General features: G+C 71.3%; 14 protein-coding genes and 1 pseudogene. 7 read left to right on the plus strand and 8 right to left on the minus strand.

The window, feature by feature from the left end; all coding sequences use genetic code 11:
* Positions 1 to 58: 58 nt before the first annotated feature.
* Positions 59 to 823, minus strand: coding sequence for a GntR family transcriptional regulator (locus tag ABTY40_RS14480; RefSeq protein WP_345287743.1), 765 nt, complete (start codon positions 821 to 823; stop codon positions 59 to 61).
* 432 nt (positions 824 to 1,255) lie between these two features.
* Between ABTY40_RS14480 and ABTY40_RS14485 the strand changes: the two genes are divergently transcribed.
* The 4 genes from ABTY40_RS14485 (at position 1,256) to ABTY40_RS14500 (ending at position 6,041) form a co-directional block, all read left to right on the plus strand.
* Positions 1,256 to 2,527 carry an extracellular solute-binding protein gene (locus ABTY40_RS14485; protein WP_352059796.1) on the plus strand — a complete coding sequence of 424 codons (1,272 nt, stop codon included), beginning with the start codon at positions 1,256 to 1,258 and terminating at the stop codon, positions 2,525 to 2,527.
* Between the two features lie 74 nt (positions 2,528 to 2,601).
* On the plus strand, positions 2,602 to 3,594 hold the full coding sequence (locus ABTY40_RS14490) for a carbohydrate ABC transporter permease (RefSeq protein ID WP_345287661.1): 993 nt from the start codon (positions 2,602 to 2,604) through the stop codon (positions 3,592 to 3,594).
* A 122-nt stretch (positions 3,595 to 3,716) separates the two neighbouring features.
* Complete coding sequence (locus tag ABTY40_RS14495) at positions 3,717 to 4,508, plus strand: carbohydrate ABC transporter permease (RefSeq protein ID WP_352059934.1); 792 nt, start codon at positions 3,717 to 3,719, stop codon at positions 4,506 to 4,508.
* A 9-nt stretch (positions 4,509 to 4,517) separates the two neighbouring features.
* Entirely contained in the window at positions 4,518 to 6,041 is a 1,524-nt protein-coding gene (locus ABTY40_RS14500) for a glycoside hydrolase family 3 protein (protein WP_352059797.1), read from the plus strand.
* An 87-nt stretch (positions 6,042 to 6,128) separates the two neighbouring features.
* Here ABTY40_RS14500 and nagB read toward each other — a convergent pair whose 3' ends face one another.
* Both nagB and ABTY40_RS14510 read right to left on the minus strand, forming a co-directional pair.
* A complete protein-coding gene (nagB, locus tag ABTY40_RS14505; RefSeq protein WP_352059798.1) occupies positions 6,129 to 6,914 on the minus strand; it encodes a glucosamine-6-phosphate deaminase in 786 nt (261 codons plus the stop codon).
* Between the two features lie 226 nt (positions 6,915 to 7,140).
* On the minus strand, positions 7,141 to 7,974 hold the full coding sequence (locus ABTY40_RS14510; protein WP_352059799.1) for an SDR family oxidoreductase: 834 nt from the start codon (positions 7,972 to 7,974) through the stop codon (positions 7,141 to 7,143).
* An 82-nt stretch (positions 7,975 to 8,056) separates the two neighbouring features.
* Here ABTY40_RS14510 and ABTY40_RS14515 point away from each other — a divergent pair.
* Both ABTY40_RS14515 and ABTY40_RS14520 read left to right on the plus strand, forming a co-directional pair.
* A pseudogene (locus tag ABTY40_RS14515) lies at positions 8,057 to 8,644 on the plus strand (TetR/AcrR family transcriptional regulator); the annotation flags it as partial.
* Between the two features lie 465 nt (positions 8,645 to 9,109).
* Positions 9,110 to 10,576 (plus strand): sensor histidine kinase, encoded by a 1,467-nt coding sequence (locus ABTY40_RS14520; protein WP_352059800.1) that lies wholly within the window; start codon positions 9,110 to 9,112, stop codon positions 10,574 to 10,576.
* Between the two features lie 176 nt (positions 10,577 to 10,752).
* On the opposite strand, the gene ABTY40_RS14525 is transcribed toward ABTY40_RS14520, so the two are convergent.
* Together ABTY40_RS14525 and ABTY40_RS14530 are read right to left on the minus strand one after the other, a co-directional pair.
* The gene (locus ABTY40_RS14525) at positions 10,753 to 11,010 is read right to left on the minus strand and encodes a WhiB family transcriptional regulator (protein WP_003953983.1); all 258 of its coding nucleotides are present in this window, start codon (positions 11,008 to 11,010) and stop codon (positions 10,753 to 10,755) included.
* Positions 11,011 to 11,327: 317 nt separating this feature from the next.
* Positions 11,328 to 12,296, minus strand: a complete 969-nt coding sequence (locus ABTY40_RS14530; RefSeq protein WP_352059801.1) for a diacylglycerol/lipid kinase family protein — start codon at positions 12,294 to 12,296, stop codon at positions 11,328 to 11,330.
* Between the two features lie 204 nt (positions 12,297 to 12,500).
* On the opposite strand from ABTY40_RS14530, the gene ABTY40_RS14535 reads away from it, so the two are divergent.
* A complete protein-coding gene (locus ABTY40_RS14535; RefSeq protein ID WP_352059802.1) occupies positions 12,501 to 12,935 on the plus strand; it encodes a hypothetical protein in 435 nt (144 codons plus the stop codon).
* Between the two features lie 6 nt (positions 12,936 to 12,941).
* Here the strand turns inward: ABTY40_RS14535 and ABTY40_RS14540 are convergent, their stop codons facing one another.
* The 3 genes from ABTY40_RS14540 to ABTY40_RS14550 all read right to left on the minus strand — a co-directional run bounded on the left by ABTY40_RS14540 (position 12,942) and on the right by ABTY40_RS14550 (position 14,998).
* On the minus strand, positions 12,942 to 13,895 hold the full coding sequence (locus tag ABTY40_RS14540; RefSeq protein ID WP_352059803.1) for an RNA polymerase sigma factor SigF: 954 nt from the start codon (positions 13,893 to 13,895) through the stop codon (positions 12,942 to 12,944).
* An 80-nt stretch (positions 13,896 to 13,975) separates the two neighbouring features.
* The gene (locus tag ABTY40_RS14545) at positions 13,976 to 14,389 is read right to left on the minus strand and encodes an ATP-binding protein (protein WP_019889334.1); all 414 of its coding nucleotides are present in this window, start codon (positions 14,387 to 14,389) and stop codon (positions 13,976 to 13,978) included.
* A gap of 348 nt (positions 14,390 to 14,737) precedes the next feature.
* The gene (locus ABTY40_RS14550) at positions 14,738 to 14,998 is read right to left on the minus strand and encodes a UBP-type zinc finger domain-containing protein (protein WP_345287679.1); all 261 of its coding nucleotides are present in this window, start codon (positions 14,996 to 14,998) and stop codon (positions 14,738 to 14,740) included.
* Positions 14,999 to 15,019: the final 21 nt, after the last annotated feature.

Raw genomic sequence — 15,019 nt, forward strand, 5'->3', positions numbered from 1 at the left:
CGAAGGCCCCGCGGAGGGTGCTCGGCGGGGCCTTTCGGGGGCGTTCGGCAGGCGGGTCTCAGCCGTTGGGGCGCTGGAGGCGCGCCACGAACTTGTACCGGTCGCCGCGGTAGACCGAGCGCACCCATTCCACCGGCTCGCCCTGCGCGTCGCGCGAGTGGCGGGACAGCATCAGCATCGGCAGGCCCACGTCCGTACCGAGCAGTCCCGCCTCGCGCGGGGTGGCGAGGGAGGTCTCGATGGTCTCCTCGGCCTCGGCGAGGTGGACGTCGTAGACCTCGGCCAGGGCCGTGTAGAGCGAGGTGTACTTCACCAGGGAGCGGCGCAGCGCGGGGAAGCGCTTGGCCGAGAGGTGGGTGGTCTCGATGGCCATCGGCTCGCCGCTCGCCAGGCGCAGCCGCTCGATCCGCAGCACCCGGCCGCCGGCGGAAATGTCGAGCAGGCCGGCGAGGGTGTCGTCGGCGGTGACGTAGCCGATGTCGAGGAGCTGGGAGGTGGGCTCGAGCCCCTGGGCCCTCATGTCCTCGGTGTACGAGGTGAGTTGGAGGGCCTGGGAGACCTTGGGCTTCGCGACGAAGGTGCCCTTGCCCTGGATGCGCTCCAGGCGCCCTTCGACGACCAGCTCCTGGAGGGCCTGGCGGACGGTGGTGCGCGAGGTGTCGAACTCGGCGGCCAGCGTGCGCTCCGGGGGGACCGGGGTGCCGGGCGGGAGGGTCTCCGTCATGTCGAGGAGATGGCGCTTGAGCCGGTAGTACTTGGGCACGCGCGCGGTGCGGGTGACCGCCCCGGTCTCTGTCTCGGTGCTGCCCGCCTCCGTGGCCATGGCCTGCCTTCCCGACTCCTGTGCTGCTGCCGTCACCGGCTCCTCCGTCTGTCGCGGCTCACATGGTGGCACGGTTCGCCCGCCACCACGGTTTCTCCCGCCGACACATGCCGGTGCGGCCGGAGGAGTCGTGCCCTGCCTTCTTATACACCGAGGAACGCCCTCTTGGTCTAGGCCATTGCGAGCCCGGCCGTTCCCGCGTCCGCATTCTCCCTTCCGCCCGGCCGGGCGGCGCGTGTGGAGGGTGAGATGTCGGTCCGATAACGGACGCCGATACCCCTCCTGCGCACCCTTGACACCCAAAAAGGTCTAGGCCAAGCTCCGGGTACTGGTCTAAACCATTAATGACCAGGTCCCGGCCCCACAGCATTACTCGACGTATGTCTTCGCGCGGTGGGCAGGGGGGTTGCAGGCATCCCTGAGGAGGGTGGCGTGAAGCGCAAGCTCATCGTGGCGATCGGCGTCGCGGGCATGATGGCCGGTATCGCGGCGTGCGGTGGCTCGGAGTCCGGCGACAAGGCCGGCGAGGCCAAGGAGCTCACCGTCTGGCTGACGGTCGACGCCCAGAACAACTGGCCGGAGCTGGTCAAGGCCGCCGACGACGCGGTCGCCAAGAAGCACCCGGGCATCAAGATCAAGCACGAGTACTACGGCTGGCCGGACAAGAACACCAAGCTGGACGCGGTGCTCGCCACCGACAAGGCCCCGGATGTTGTCGAAATGGGCAACACCGAGATGATCAGCTACATGGCCAAGGGTGCCTTCGCCGAGGTCGACCCGTCGAAGTTCGAGAACTCCGACAAGTGGCTCGACGCCCTCAAGGACTCGGTCACCTACAACGGCAAGACCTACGGCGTCCCCTACTACGCCGGTGGCCGCGTGGGCACCTGGCGCAAGGACATCGCCGCCGAGGCCGGTGTCAAGGTCGCCCCGAAGACCTGGGCCGAGCTGACCGCCGCCCTCGACGCCATCCAGAAGAAGAAGGGCGACAAGTTCAGCGCCTGGTACCAGCCGTCGCCCGACTGGTACGCCGCGATGTCCTTCGTCTACGACGCCGGCGGCTCCATCGCCAAGCAGGACGGCGAGACCTGGAAGGCGAACCTCTCCTCGCCCGAGTCCGTCAAGGGCCTCACCGAGTACAAGAACATCCTCGACAAGTACATGCACGGCGACAAGACGAAGGACGAGTCCGACCGTCCCGTCGTCTTCGGCCAGGGCAAGTCCGCCACCATCTTCGCGGCCGGCTGGGAGGGCGCCACCGCCGCCGACCCGAAGTCCGACAAGGTCGGCGGGCTCAAGGACAAGCTCGAGAACTTCGTGATGCCTGGCCCGAACGGCAAGAACCTTCCGGTCTTCCTCGGCGGTTCCGACCTGGCCGTCCCGGTCAAGTCCAAGGCGCAGGGCGTCGCCGCCGAGTGGATCGCCGCCTTCACCGGCGCCGAGGGCCAGAAGGGCCTCGTCGCCAAGGGCAACCTGCCCAACAACAAGGCCGACCTCGCCCCGCTCAAGAGCGACCCGGCCACCGCCGTCCCGGCCACCGCGGCCGAGTCGAGCTGGTTCGTCCCGACCGCCCCCGGCTGGGGCCAGGTCGAGAAGGCCCAGACCCTCAAGACGATGCTCATCGACATCGCCAAGGGCAAGCCGGTGGACCAGGCCGCCAAGGAGGCGGACGCCGCGATCGACAAGGTCATCAACACCAAGTGACCTTCGGGCAGGGTCCCGTCCGACGGCGGGGCCCTGCCGCCCGTATCACGAGAGGGACCGCTGAGGAGCACGGGATGAGTGCCGCAGACACAACCACCGCGAAGGTGCCGCCGGCGCGGCAATCGCCACCCCCCGGCCCCGCGGCCGGTACCCCGGGCAAGCCCGGCAAGAAGTCGAACGGCGGAGCCGGCATCCCATGGCTGCTGCTCGCGCCCTGCCTGATCGTCCTGCTCCTGGTGCTCGGCTACCCGCTCGTGCGGCTCGTCACCCTGTCCTTCCAGAAGTTCGGACAGCCCCAGCTGTGGGGCTTCCAGGAGGCGGAGTCGGCCGGGCTCGACAACTTCACCAAGATCCTCGGTGACACCGAGTTCTGGGCCGTCGTCCTGCGCACGGTCCTCTTCGCGGCCGGCGCCGTCGTCGTCACGATGGTCCTCGGCATGCTGATCGCCCTGCTCCTCCAGCGGGTCTCCGGCTGGGTCAAGGCGCTCATCAACATCGTGCTCGTGGCCAGCTGGGGCATGCCCATCATCGTCGCCACCGCCATCTTCAAGTGGCTGTTCGACGCGGACTACGGCGTTCTCAACTGGCTCCTCAGCAAGCTCCCCGGCGTCGACATGATCGGCCACAACTGGTTCGCCAGCGGCCCCCAGGGCCTCGCCGTCATCATGCTCCTCGTCGTCTGGGGCGCCGTCCCCTTCGTCGTCATCACCCTCAGTGCCGGCCTCACCCAGGTGCCGAAGGAACTCGAAGAGGCGGCCCGGCTCGACGGCGCCGGCGCCTGGGGCGTCTTCCGCTTCGTCACCCTGCCCGTCCTCAAGCCGATCATCGTGATGCTGACGACCCTCTCGGTGATCTGGGACATGGGCGTCTTCCCGCAGGTCTACGTGATGCGCAACGGCCACCCCGAGCCGGAGTTCCAGCTCCTCACCACGTACTCCTTCGACCGGGCGTTCGTCGTGAACGACTACGGCACCGGCTCCGCGATCGCGCTCGTCACGGTCGTCCTGCTGCTCGGCGTCGTCGCCGTCTACATGCGCCAGATGCTCAAGATCGGAGATGTGGAGTGAGCGCCGCCAACACCTCCGCGGGCACCGCCGTCAAGGCCCCCGCCGCCCCCGGCCCGGCCTCCGCGCAGGCCCCGGCACCGGCCCCCGCCCGGCGCCCCGGCCGGTCCAAGCTCGGCTGGAACCTGCTCGGCCTGCTCGTCGTCCTCACCGCCGGCTTCCCGGTCTACTGGATGGTCAACACGGCCTTCAAGCCGGCCAAGGACGCCATCGACCCCGACCCGCACTTCTTCCCCTCGACCTTCACGCTCGAGAACTTCCAGCGCGCCCTCGACATCGCGGACTTCTGGGGACCGGTCCTCCGCAGCCTCGTCGTCTCGCTCGTCGTGGTCGTCATCGGCATCGCGGTCGGCCTGCTCGCCGCCCTCGCGATCTCCCGCTTCGCCTTCCGCGGCCGCAAGATCGTGATCGTCGGCATCCTCGCGGTGCAGATGGTCCCGCTGGTCGCCATGATCATCCCGGTCTTCCTGCTCCTCAACGACCTGGGCCAGTACGACAAGCTCAGCGGCCTGATCATCACCTACCTGACCTTCATCCTCCCCTTCACGGTGTGGACCCTGCGCGGCTTCATCGTGAACATCCCGAAGGAGCTGGAGGAGGCCGCCCAGGTCGACGGTTGCACCCGCACCGGCGCGTTCATCCGGGTCGTTTTCCCGCTGCTCGCCCCCGGCATGGTCGCCACCTCGGTCTACGGCTTCATCCAGGCCTGGAACGAGTACCTGTACGCCCTGATGCTGATGAGCCAGCAGAACCAGACGGCCACCGTGTGGCTCGGCAACTTCATCACCAAGAACGGCACCGAGTACGCCCCCATGATGGCCGGCTCGACCATGATGGCCGTGCCCATCGTGACCCTCTTCCTCCTTGTCCAGCGCAAGATGGCCGCGGGCCTCACGGCCGGTGCGGTGAAGGGATAACGGCGCCCCATGACCACTCTCGTAACCGGCACCGACACGCTGACGCGGGACGCCCTCACGGTGCTCCAGCCGGGCTTCGTCGGCACCACCGCCCCCGACTGGATCCTCCGCCGCATCGGCGAGGGCCTCTCCTCCGTCGGCCTCTTCGGACGGAACATCGTCGACCCCGAGCAGCTCGCCGCGCTGACCGCGCGCCTGCGGGCCGAACGGGACGACGTCCTCGTCGCCATCGACGAGGAGGGCGGCGACGTCACCCGCCTGGAGGTCAACCAGGGTTCCTCCTTCCCCGGGAACTACGCCCTCGGCAGCGTCGACGACGTCGAACTGACCCGGGCCGTCGCCCGTGAACTGGGCCGCCGGCTCGCCGCCTGCGGCGTCGACCTCAACTGGGCCCCCTCGGCGGACGTGAACTCCAACGCCGCCAACCCGGTCATCGGCGTCCGTTCCTTCGGCGCCGACCCCGACCTGGTCGCCCGCCACACCGTGGCCTACGTCGACGGCCTCCAGGGCGTCGGTGTCGCCGCCTGCACCAAGCACTTCCCCGGGCACGGCGACACGAGCGTGGACTCGCACCACGCCCTGCCCCGGATCGATGTGGACCTCGACACACTGCACGCCCGTGAGCTGGTACCTTTCCGCGCCGCCATCGCCGCCGGTACCAAGGCGGTCATGAGCGCGCATATCCTGCTCTCCGCGCTCGACCCCGAGCGGCCGGCCACCCTGAGCCCGCAGATCCTCACCGGTCTGCTCCGCCGGGAACTGGGCTTCGAGGGGCTCATCGTCACCGACGGCATGGAGATGCGGGCCGTCGCGGCGACGTACGGCATCGAGCGCGGATCCGTCCTCGCGATCGCCGCGGGCGCCGACGCCATCTGCGTCGGCGGCGGGCTGGCCGACGAGGACACCGTACTGCGGCTGCGGGACGCCCTCGTCGACGCCGTACGGACCGGTGAACTGCCCGAGGAGCGACTGGCGGACGCCGCGGCGCGCGTGCGCGCCCTGGCGTCCTGGACCCAGGCGCACCGGGCCAGGGGGGCTGCATCGGTGCCGGGCGCGGCGTCACAGGAGGGGACCGCGCCCGGCGTCGACATCGGACTCGTCGCCGCCCGCCGGGCCCTGACGGTGACCCCGGGGGAGCGGCCGTACACGCCGATGACCAGCGCTCCCTACGTGGCCGCCTTCACCCCCGTCGCCAACTTCGCCGTGGGTGACGAGACCCCGTGGGGCATCGCCGCCGAGCTGGAGCGCCTGCTGCCCGGCACGGAGACCGGTTCGTACGCCGACGGCTCGGTCGACGCGGTGCTCGCGGCCGCGGGGGAGCGGCGGATTGTGGCGGTCGTACGGGACGCCCACCGGCACCCGTGGATGACGGCGGCCCTGGACGCCCTGCTCGCCGCCCGCCCCGACACCGTGGTGGTCGAGATGGGCCTCGACGAGGCGGAGCCCCGGGGGGCCCTGCACCTCGCCACCCACGGCGCGGCCCGGGTCTGCGGCCGCGCCGCCGCCGAGGCCCTGGCCGGCGCCACTTCCTGACCGCTCCCGCCCCCCTGTACGGCACGGGGCCCGGCACCTGAACCAGGTGCCGGGCCCCTTCGCCGTTCGCCGGAGGGCCCGGGTGGGTTAGATGCCCTGCCAGGAGGGCTTGTTCGCATAGGTGTGACGGAAGTAGTCGGCCAGCTTCAGCTTGGACGCGGCGGCCTCGTCCACCACCACGGTGGCGTGCGGGTGCAGCTGGAGCGCGGAGGCCGGCACGAGCGCGGCGACCGGGCCCTCGACGGTCTGCGCGACCGCCTCGGCCTTGCCCTCCCCGGTGGCGAGGAGCACCAGGTGGCGGGCCTCCAGGATGGTGCCGATGCCCTGGGTGATGACGTGGTGCGGCACCTGCTCGATGTCATCGTCGAAGAAGCGGGCGTTGTCCACGCGGGTCTGCTCGGTGAGCGTCTTGATGCGGGTGCGGGAGGCGAGCGAGGAGCACGGCTCGTTGAAGCCGATGTGGCCGTCGGTGCCGATGCCCAGGATCTGGAGGTCCACGCCGCCGGCCTCGGCCAGCGCCTTGTCGTACGCCTCGCAGGCGGCCTGGACGTCCTCGGCCGATCCGTCCGGGCCCATGAAGGCGTCCTGGGAGAGCCCCAGCGGCTCCACGACCTGCCGCAGCACGGTGGAGCGGTAGGACTCCGGGTGCCCGGCGGGGAGGCCGACGTACTCGTCCAGCTGGGCGATGCGGGCGCGTGAGGCGTCCACGGACCCGGCCCGGACCCGGGCGATCAGGGCGTCGTAGATGGGGATCGGGGTCGAGCCCGTGGCCACGCCGAGCAGCGCGTCGGGCTTGCGGCGCAGGAGGTCGGCGATGCCGTCCGCGATGAGCTCGCCGCCCGCCTCGGCGTCCTTGACGATGACAACTTCCACGCTGTGCCTGCCGATCTGGTGAGGGGCTGCTGGGACCGTGGTATAGACCAATCTGGGTCCAAATCTAGCAGAGGAGGGCGCCTCTCCTCATGCCGTTCCGCACCCCGGACGAGCGCCCTCTCCATCGTCGGCCGCCCCCGTCCCACCAGCCACTCGAAGCGCGCGTGCCCCTTCCGCCCGCGCTCCCCCGTCCCCGGCCCCGTCCCCCGCACGGGGCCAGAGCCGGTCAGGCCAGCGAACCTCCCGTCGCGTCGATCCAGTGGCCCGTGATCCAGCGCGCGTCGTCGGAGGCCAGGAAGGCCACCACGTCGGCTATCTCCGCCGGGGTCCCGACCTCGCCGAGGGCGGCCATCGCCGCCGCCCCGGCCCAGGCCTGCTCGTCACCGCGCAGCCAGTGCGCGTTGATGTCCGTGTCCACGATGCCCGGGGCCACCGCGTTGACCGTGATCCGCCGGGGCCCGAGGACCTTCGACAGATAGCGGGTGAAGGTGTCGAGCGCGCTCTTGGACATCGCGTACGCGATGAGGTCCGGCATCGCCGCAGCCCGGCTCAGCCCCGTCGACACATTGATGACCCGGCCGCCGTCCCGCAGGCGCTCCGCGCCCAGCTGTGCCAGGAAGAACGGCGCCTTCGTGTTCACCGCGAAGACCCGGTCGTACTCCTCCTCGCCGATCGAGGCGAAGGGCTGCGAGGCCGCGATCCCAGCGTTGTTCACCAGGATGTCGAGCCCGCGCTCCTCGCCCGCCCGCTCGTCGAAGGCCCGCCACAGCGCCGCCGCGTCCCCCGGCACTCCGAGCTCCTGTCCGAGCGCGAAGGCCGTGCCGCCGGCGGCCTCGATCGCCGCCACGGTCTCCTTCGCCGCCGTCTCGTTGGTGCCGTAGTGCACCACCACCCGGGCGCCCTCGCGGCCGAGCCGCTCGGCGATCCCGCGTCCGATGCCCCGGCTCCCGCCCGTGACCAGTGCCGTCCTCCCCGACAGCCTCCCCGTGAGGCCGTCCGTCGGCTCTCCCGCCGCCCGTCCGTCCCGCTTCCCCGCCGACTGCTCCGCGCGCACGCTCATGGCGCCGCCCCCCTCAATTACGTAGTGGTCGCTATGGAAAGACCGTACCCCACTTTTCTAGCGCGCGCTATAGAATTCCTCCATGGCGACGAGACAGCGCGGCAGACCCCGCTCCTTCGACCGGCTCACCGCCCTGGAGCAGGCGACGATGGCCTTCTGGGAGCACGGCTACGAGACGACGTCGGTCTCCGACCTCACCCGGGCCATGGGCATCAGCGCCCCCAGCCTCTACGCGGCCTTCGGCGACAAGAGGACCCTCTTCGAGGAGGTCGTCGAGGCCTACGCCGTCTCCTACGGCGCCTACGGGGGCCGCGCCCTCGCGGAGGAGGAGACGGCGCGGGCGGGGATCGGGCGCCTGCTGGCGGAGGCGGCGGAGCTGTTCACCGAGCCCGGCCACCCGCGCGGCTGCCTGATGATCTCCGCGGCGGTCAACTGCTCGACCCCCGAGGTCGAGGAGTCCCTGCGCGCCCGCCGCAACGCCAATCTGGCCTCGTTCGAGGCGCGGATACGGCGGGACGTGGAACGCGGCGCGCTGCCCGCCGACACCGACGCCGCCGCTCTCGCGCGGCTCAGCGGAGCCGTCCTCCAGGGCATGTCCCAGCAGGCCCGGGACGGGGCGGAGAAGGAGGAGCTGGCGGCCGTCGCGCGGCTGGCGATGCGGGCCTGGCCCGCCGACGCGGCCCCGGCGGCCGGGGAGACGAAGGTCACGGGCCGCACGGCCCCCGCTCGGCCGGCTCCGGACGCGCGGAACCCCGACGTGCAGGCCCCGGACGCGGACGCCCTCCACGTACCGGCCCCGGAAACACCCGCGGGCCGCGGCGCCTGACGGGACCCTCAACCCGTCCGGCACCGCAGCCCGGAGTTTGCCCGGCCGGGGGTGTGCGGTCCCTCGGCCGTGTGGGAGGTCTCGGCGCAGTCAGGGCAGAGAGCGCCGGGTACCTCGTTCCATCCTCCTGTGCGGGGAGGACGGAAGACCTGATCCTCGCATGACCGTGCGCTCATTGTGGACTAGACCATTCTTCCCTGTCCATCCACAGGGCTACCGCGCGGTACCGGCCCATCCTCCACCACCACGGCCCGGAGATCCAGGTTCACCGCCCGTTAATTCCGCGGGTACGCTCGCACCGTGCCCTCCATGAACGACCTCGTGCGCCAGCACACCGCCCTGAGCGACTCGGATCTCGAGTGGCTCCACCTGCTGGTGTCGGAGTGGCAGCTGCTCTCCGATCTCTCCTTCGCCGACCTCGTCCTGTGGGTCCCCACCCTGGACGGCACGCGGTACGTCTCCGTGGCCCAGATGCGGCCGAACACCGGCCCGACCTCCTACCAGGACGACATGGTCGGCCACCTGGTCCCGCGCGGCCGCCGCCCCCTTCTCGACGCCGCCCTGGACGAGGGCCGGATCGTGCGCGAGGGTGACCCGGAGTGGCGCGAGGAGGTCCCCGTCCGGGTCGAGTCCATCCCCGTACGGCGCGAGGGCCGGGTGCTCGGCGTGATCGCACGCAACACCAACCTGCTCACCGTCCGCACCCCCTCGCGCCTGGAGCTCACCTATCTCCAGTCGGCCTCCGACCTGGCCCAGATGATCGCGGCCGGTGCCTTCCCCTTCCCCGGCGAGCAGGTGGACATGGACTCCTCGCCGCGCGCCGGCGACGGCCTCGTCCGCCTGGACGCCGACGGCTTCGTCCAGTACGCCTCGCCCAACGCCCTTTCCGCCTACCACCGGCTCGGCCTCGCCGCCGACCTCGTCGGCCAGCACCTCGGTCAGATCACCGCCGAACTCGCCCCCTCCCGGGGCCCGGTGGACGAGGCCCTGGTCAAGCTGGCCTCCGGCTACGCGCCGCGCGAGTTCGAGGTCGAGGGCAACGGCGGGGTGATCCAGCTGCGGGCGATCCCGCTCAAGCCCAAGGGGACCCGCATCGGTTCCCTGGTCCTCCTCCGGGACGTCACAGAACTGCGCCGCCGTGAACGCGAGTTGATCACCAAGGACGCCACCATCCGGGAGATCCACCACCGGGTGAAGAACAACCTCCAGACCGTGGCCGCCCTGTTGCGCCTCCAGGCCCGCCGGATGGACTCCGACCGGGGCCGTGAAGCCCTCAACGAGGCCGTGCGGCGCGTGGGTTCGATCGCCATCGTCCATGAGACGCTGTCCCAGAACCTGGACGAGCGCGTGGAGTTCGACGAGATCGCCGACCGGGTGATCGCCATGGTGGCCGAGATCTCCCCGGGCAAGGTCAGCTGCCGGCGCAACGGCCGCTTCGGCATCCTCGACGCCGAGGTCGCCACTCCGCTCTCGATGGTGCTGACCGAGGTTCTGCAGAACGCCCTCGAGCACGCCTTCGCCCCGGGGGAGCAGGGCACCGTCGAGGTGACCGCCGTCCGCGGCGAATCCCGCGCCGACGCCCGACTGCTCATCACGGTGCGGGACGACGGCCGCGGTCTGCCCGAGGGGTTCGACCCGCAGCGGGCCGGCAACCTCGGCCTGCAGATCGTACGCACGCTCGTGGAAGGGGAGTTGGGCGGAACGTTCGACATGCTCCCCGGCGCCGAGCGCGGCACGAAGGTCGTCCTCGACATCCCGGTGCAGCCGCAGAAGTGACCCGGCCGCCCGCCGCCGCGAGGTGACGGCGGGGGCCCGACAGCAGCGAGCCCCGGACCGAAGGGAATCGGTCCGGGGCTCGAATGCTGTGGGGTACTGCTGCGCGCTGCGGCTCGGGGGGCGGTGAGTGCGTACGCTGTGTACGCGCCGCGTGCCTCGGGCTCTCGCTGGTGGACTCAGGCGCTGGCGTTGCGCGCCCGGTTGCGAGCGGCGCGGCGCTTCATCGCGCGGCGCTCGTCCTCGCTGAGGCCACCCCAGACGCCGGAGTCCTGGCCGGACTCGAGCGCCCACTGCAGGCACTGCTCCATGACGGGGCAGCGGCGGCAGACGGCCTTGGCTTCCTCGATCTGCAGCAGCGCAGGACCGGTGTTGCCGATGGGGAAGAACAGCTCGGGGTCTTCCTCACGACAAACGGCGTTGTGACGCCAGTCCATGGCTGCTACCTCTCTTGGTATTACGTGCAGGTTGCTTGTGAATGTGAACGCTTTCACGAATCCCCCCGCAAGGGAAGGGCCGACTGCCAGGTGAACCGGCGTGGTCCTTGGATTGAGGAGGGGTTCTGGCTCTCAGTGGAGGCCGGTCTTGCGGGCCGTCCCGATCGCCAAGAAGAGACTCGCAAACCTCGGCACCGGATACAACCCCTTCCGGAAAGTTTTTTTTGATTCCTCGGTGTCGGCTAGGTCACAGCCGTACTTCTAAGGGGTGGATGCCAGGCTAAACGTTCGAGTGAAAGGACTTTGGGCCCTTCCACTCACACAATCACACGCAGTGCACGGCGTACGCCTGTGAACTTCACGCTGGTGCGCAGTCCGAGGTGGTCTCCGTCCATCTGCAGTGGGAGGGGAACCTTCGAATGCAAGGTGAAGTCGGTCAGATCGTGCAGAGGGACGGCATGCTTGCCCCGGGGCCCGCGTTCGGGCGTGGAAGTGAGCAGCTGGGTGGCGTAGCGGGCCACCGCCGGGGTCGACAGGCGCCGCAGTCCGAGCACGTCCAGCGCCGTGTCGAAGGACGCCTCCGGGGACGCGTACACCGGGCGATTGCCCAGGTAGGTCCAGGGGGAGGTGTTGCAGATTATGGAGAGGACCAGGTCCTCCACCGGCTCCGCGCCGGGGCGTTCCAGGGTGATCGTGCCGTGCCGGCGGTTCGGTTCCCCGAGGAACTGGCGCACCACCTGGCGGAGGTACAGCGCGTGCGTCGATCTCTTCCCGCGTTCCCTCTGCTGTTCGACCCGGCCGATCACGCTCGCGTCGAAACCGAGCCCGGCGCAGAAGGTGAACCAGCGCGCCGGAACCGCCTCGTCCTCCGTGCCCGGCGCCCCCGAGGCAAGGCCGAGGCTCACCGTCCGTGCCCGCCGCTCACGCAACGCGTCGAGCAGGGCGCCGGTCGCCTCCACCGCGTCGTTCGGCAGCCCCAGCGCGCGGGCGAAGACATTGGTCGATCCGCCGGGGACGACCGCGAGGCCCGGCAGCCGCTCCGGATCGGGTCCGTCGTGCAGCAGCCCGTTGACGACCTCGTTCACCGTGCCGTCGCCGCCGAGGGACACGACCAGGTCGACGTTCCCCGACTCGGCGGCCCGCCGGCCGAGGTCCCGCGCGTGCCCGCGGTACTCGGTGGTGACCGCCTCCAGCTTCATCTCGCTCGCCAGGGCGTGGATCAGTACGTCACGCGTGCGGGCACTGGTGGTGGTGGCTGCCGGGTTGACCACGAGAAGTGCGCGCATGAGCGCCAGCGTACCTACCCGGCGGTACCGTTCCCAGCCCCGGCCCGGCCCCCGCCCCGTCCCGGCGATCACCTCCCTGCCCGGAACCGGACCCGCCGTTCCCGGTCCGGGGACCGCGCCTCACGGTGACGTCCCTGCCCGGAACCGGGCCCACCGCTCCGGGTCCCGGCCGTCCCCGCGCGGCACCCCGGATACCCTTCCTCCATGAGCAGTACGGAGCTGAGCAGTACGGAGCAGAGCCCCCGCCCCGCCCGCCTCACCGCCGCGGCGGCCGTCACCGGCGCCGAGGCCCTGGGGCTCCTGGCCGGAGGCGTGGCCATGCTGGTGAGCTCCCTCACCGGGAAGTCCGGCGACCTCACCGGGGCGCTGACGGGCGCGGTGACGCTCGTGGTCCTCGGCCTGATCCCGCTGGCCGCCGCCCGGGGCCTGTGGCAGCGCCGCTCCTGGAGCCGCGGCCCCGCCGTCATCACGCACATCCTGGCCCTGCCGGTCGCCTGGCAGATGCTCCAGGCGAACAGCGTGATGATCCCTGCCGGGATCGTCCTGGCCGTCCTCGCCGTCAGCGGGCTCGTCCTGCTGGTGAACCCGGCCACGACCGAGGCGCTCGGCATCCGGCGCCCCGGCCAGGACACTCCGTAACCGCTCCTACTCCTCCACGAGCAGCTTCTCCCGCAGCTGCGCCAGGGTCCTGGCGAGCAGCCGGGAGACGTGCATCTGCGAGATGCCGACCTCCTGCGCGATCTGCGACTGGGTCATGTTCCCGAAGAACCGCAGCAGCAGGATCCGCTTCTCCCGGGGCGGCAGGTCCTCCAGGAGCGGCTTGAGCGACTCCCGGTACTCGACCCCCTCCAGGGCCTCGTCCTCCGCGCCCAGCGTGTCCGCCACCGCCGGCGACTCGTCGTCCGTGTCGGGGACGTCCAGGGAGAGCGTCGAGTAGGCGTTCGCCGACTCCAGGCCCTCCAGCACCTCCTCCTCGGAGATCCCGAGGCGCTCGGCCAGCTCGTGCACGGTCGGCGAGCGGCCGTGCTGCTGTGACAGCTCCGCCGTCGCCGTCGTCAGCGACAGCCGCAGCTCCTGGAGCCGGCGCGGCACCCGGACCGCCCAGCCCTTGTCGCGGAAGTGGCGCTTGATCTCGCCGACCACCGTCGGGGTCGCGTACGTCGAGAACTCGACGCCCCGCTCCGGGTCGAACCGGTCCACCGACTTGATCAGGCCGATCGTCGCCACCTGGGTCAGGTCGTCCAGCGGCTCGCCCCGGTTGCGGAAGCGCCGGGCCAGGTGCTCCACCAGCGGCAGGTGCATCCGCACCAGCCGGTTCCGCAGCTCCGCCTTCTCCGGCGAGCCCTCCGGCAGCGCGCGCAGCTCCACGAAGAGGGCGCGGGCCCCGCTCCGGTCGTGCGGGTCCGGCGGCGGCACGACGCCCGCCCCGGAGCTCTCCGCCGCGTCCACGGCCCCGGCGCCCGTGCCGTCCACCGCCGTGGCCCCCGCCACCGGAACCCGGGCCGCCGCCGGGTCCCCGGCCGGCGTCCCGGAGGCAGCGGCCGTCCCGGAGACGCCCGGCGCGCCGGGAACCTCGTGCTGCTGCTCGTGCTCGCTCATCTGGACCGCCTGCTGCTCCGTAGCGACCTCATGCGGCCGGGCCTGCTGCTCAGGGATGCCGGCCGTCGCGTCCCCGCTCCTCACGCCGGGCCTGGCCCCGCGCCGCGCTGTTTGTACAGGCTGATCGAGACCGTGCGGTCGTCCGCCACGGACGACTCCACCTTCCCGGCCAGCGCCGACAGCACCGTCCAGGCGAAGGTGTCCCGCTCGGGCGCCCGCCCGTCCGTGGTCGGGGCGGAGACGGTCACGTCGAGCGAGTCGTCCACGAGCCGGAACACACAGCTGAGGACGGACCCCGGCACGGCCTGCTGGAGCAGGATGGCGCAGGCCTCGTCGACCGCGATCCGCAAGTCCTCGATCTCGTCGAGGGTGAAGTCCAAGCGCGCCGCGAGGCCGGCCGTGGCCGTTCGCAGCACGGACAGGTAGGCACCCGCAGCGGGCAGCCGGACTTCCACGAAGTCCTGGGTCCCGGGCTCGCCTGCGATCTGGGACACCCTCACCTCCAAGGTGGCACAAGCTCAATCGGGGCCCGGGGGAAGGAGCCCCCGAACCGGGCGGTACGCAGGGGGCTGCGCAGTCCGCCGTGACGCTATCGCGATCCATCCTGCCGTGTCGCCGCGAGTCCCCGGCCCCCCGGACCCCGGTCCCTCACCCATGGTAGGACGCTGGGTACGGACAGTGGCCAGAGGTGTGCGGGGGGCAAAACCGAGCGCCCGGCGGAGGGGTGACGTACCCAGTCGCCCCACCCTTGAACCGCCCGGGCGGGAACGCGCGTCCGCCACCGCCGCCCGGACGGCGGGGCTCCGGCCGGTGCCCGGCCCCCCCGCGGCACTCCGGGGCGGTCAGACGATCACACCGTCCACGAAGCACCAGCGCCACGCCTCGCCCGGCTCGAAGGTCCGCATCACCGGGTGCCCCGTCGCGTCGAAATGGGCGGTCGCGTGCCGCCCCACCGAGGAGTCGCAGCAGCCCACGTGCCCGCAGCTCAGACAGAGCCGCAGCTGGACCGGGTGCGTCCCGTCCGCCAGGCACTCCGGGCAGGTGTCGGCCCGCGGCGCCGGTTCGGGGCGCGGCATTTCGGCAAGGTGGGGGCACTCGCTCATGATGGCCAGGTTACGTTGCGG

Origin of the sequence: Streptomyces sp. NPDC126503, from assembly GCF_040302405.1 — a bacterium.
Lineage (GTDB): Bacteria > Actinomycetota > Actinomycetes > Streptomycetales > Streptomycetaceae > Streptomyces > Streptomyces gulbargensis.

What these genes read in the sequence shown, in the direction of transcription:
- ABTY40_RS14550 (WP_345287679.1), bottom strand. Translation starts at nt 14,998, where the DNA reads ATGAGCGAGTGCCCCCACCTTGCCGAAATGCCGCGCCCCGAACCGGCG.
- ABTY40_RS14520 (WP_352059800.1), top strand. Translation starts at nt 9,110, where the DNA reads ATGAACGACCTCGTGCGCCAGCACACCGCCCTGAGCGACTCGGATCTC.
- ABTY40_RS14480 (WP_345287743.1), bottom strand. Translation starts at nt 823, where the DNA reads ATGGCCACGGAGGCGGGCAGCACCGAGACAGAGACCGGGGCGGTCACC.
- ABTY40_RS14540 (WP_352059803.1), bottom strand. Translation starts at nt 13,895, where the DNA reads ATGAGCGAGCACGAGCAGCAGCACGAGGTTCCCGGCGCGCCGGGCGTC.
- ABTY40_RS14535 (WP_352059802.1), top strand. Translation starts at nt 12,501, where the DNA reads ATGAGCAGTACGGAGCTGAGCAGTACGGAGCAGAGCCCCCGCCCCGCC.
- ABTY40_RS14500 (WP_352059797.1), top strand. Translation starts at nt 4,518, where the DNA reads ATGACCACTCTCGTAACCGGCACCGACACGCTGACGCGGGACGCCCTC.
- ABTY40_RS14530 (WP_352059801.1), bottom strand. Translation starts at nt 12,296, where the DNA reads ATGCGCGCACTTCTCGTGGTCAACCCGGCAGCCACCACCACCAGTGCC.
- ABTY40_RS14525 (WP_003953983.1), bottom strand. Translation starts at nt 11,010, where the DNA reads ATGGACTGGCGTCACAACGCCGTTTGTCGTGAGGAAGACCCCGAGCTG.
- ABTY40_RS14490 (WP_345287661.1), top strand. Translation starts at nt 2,602, where the DNA reads ATGAGTGCCGCAGACACAACCACCGCGAAGGTGCCGCCGGCGCGGCAA.
- ABTY40_RS14510 (WP_352059799.1), bottom strand. Translation starts at nt 7,974, where the DNA reads ATGAGCGTGCGCGCGGAGCAGTCGGCGGGGAAGCGGGACGGACGGGCG.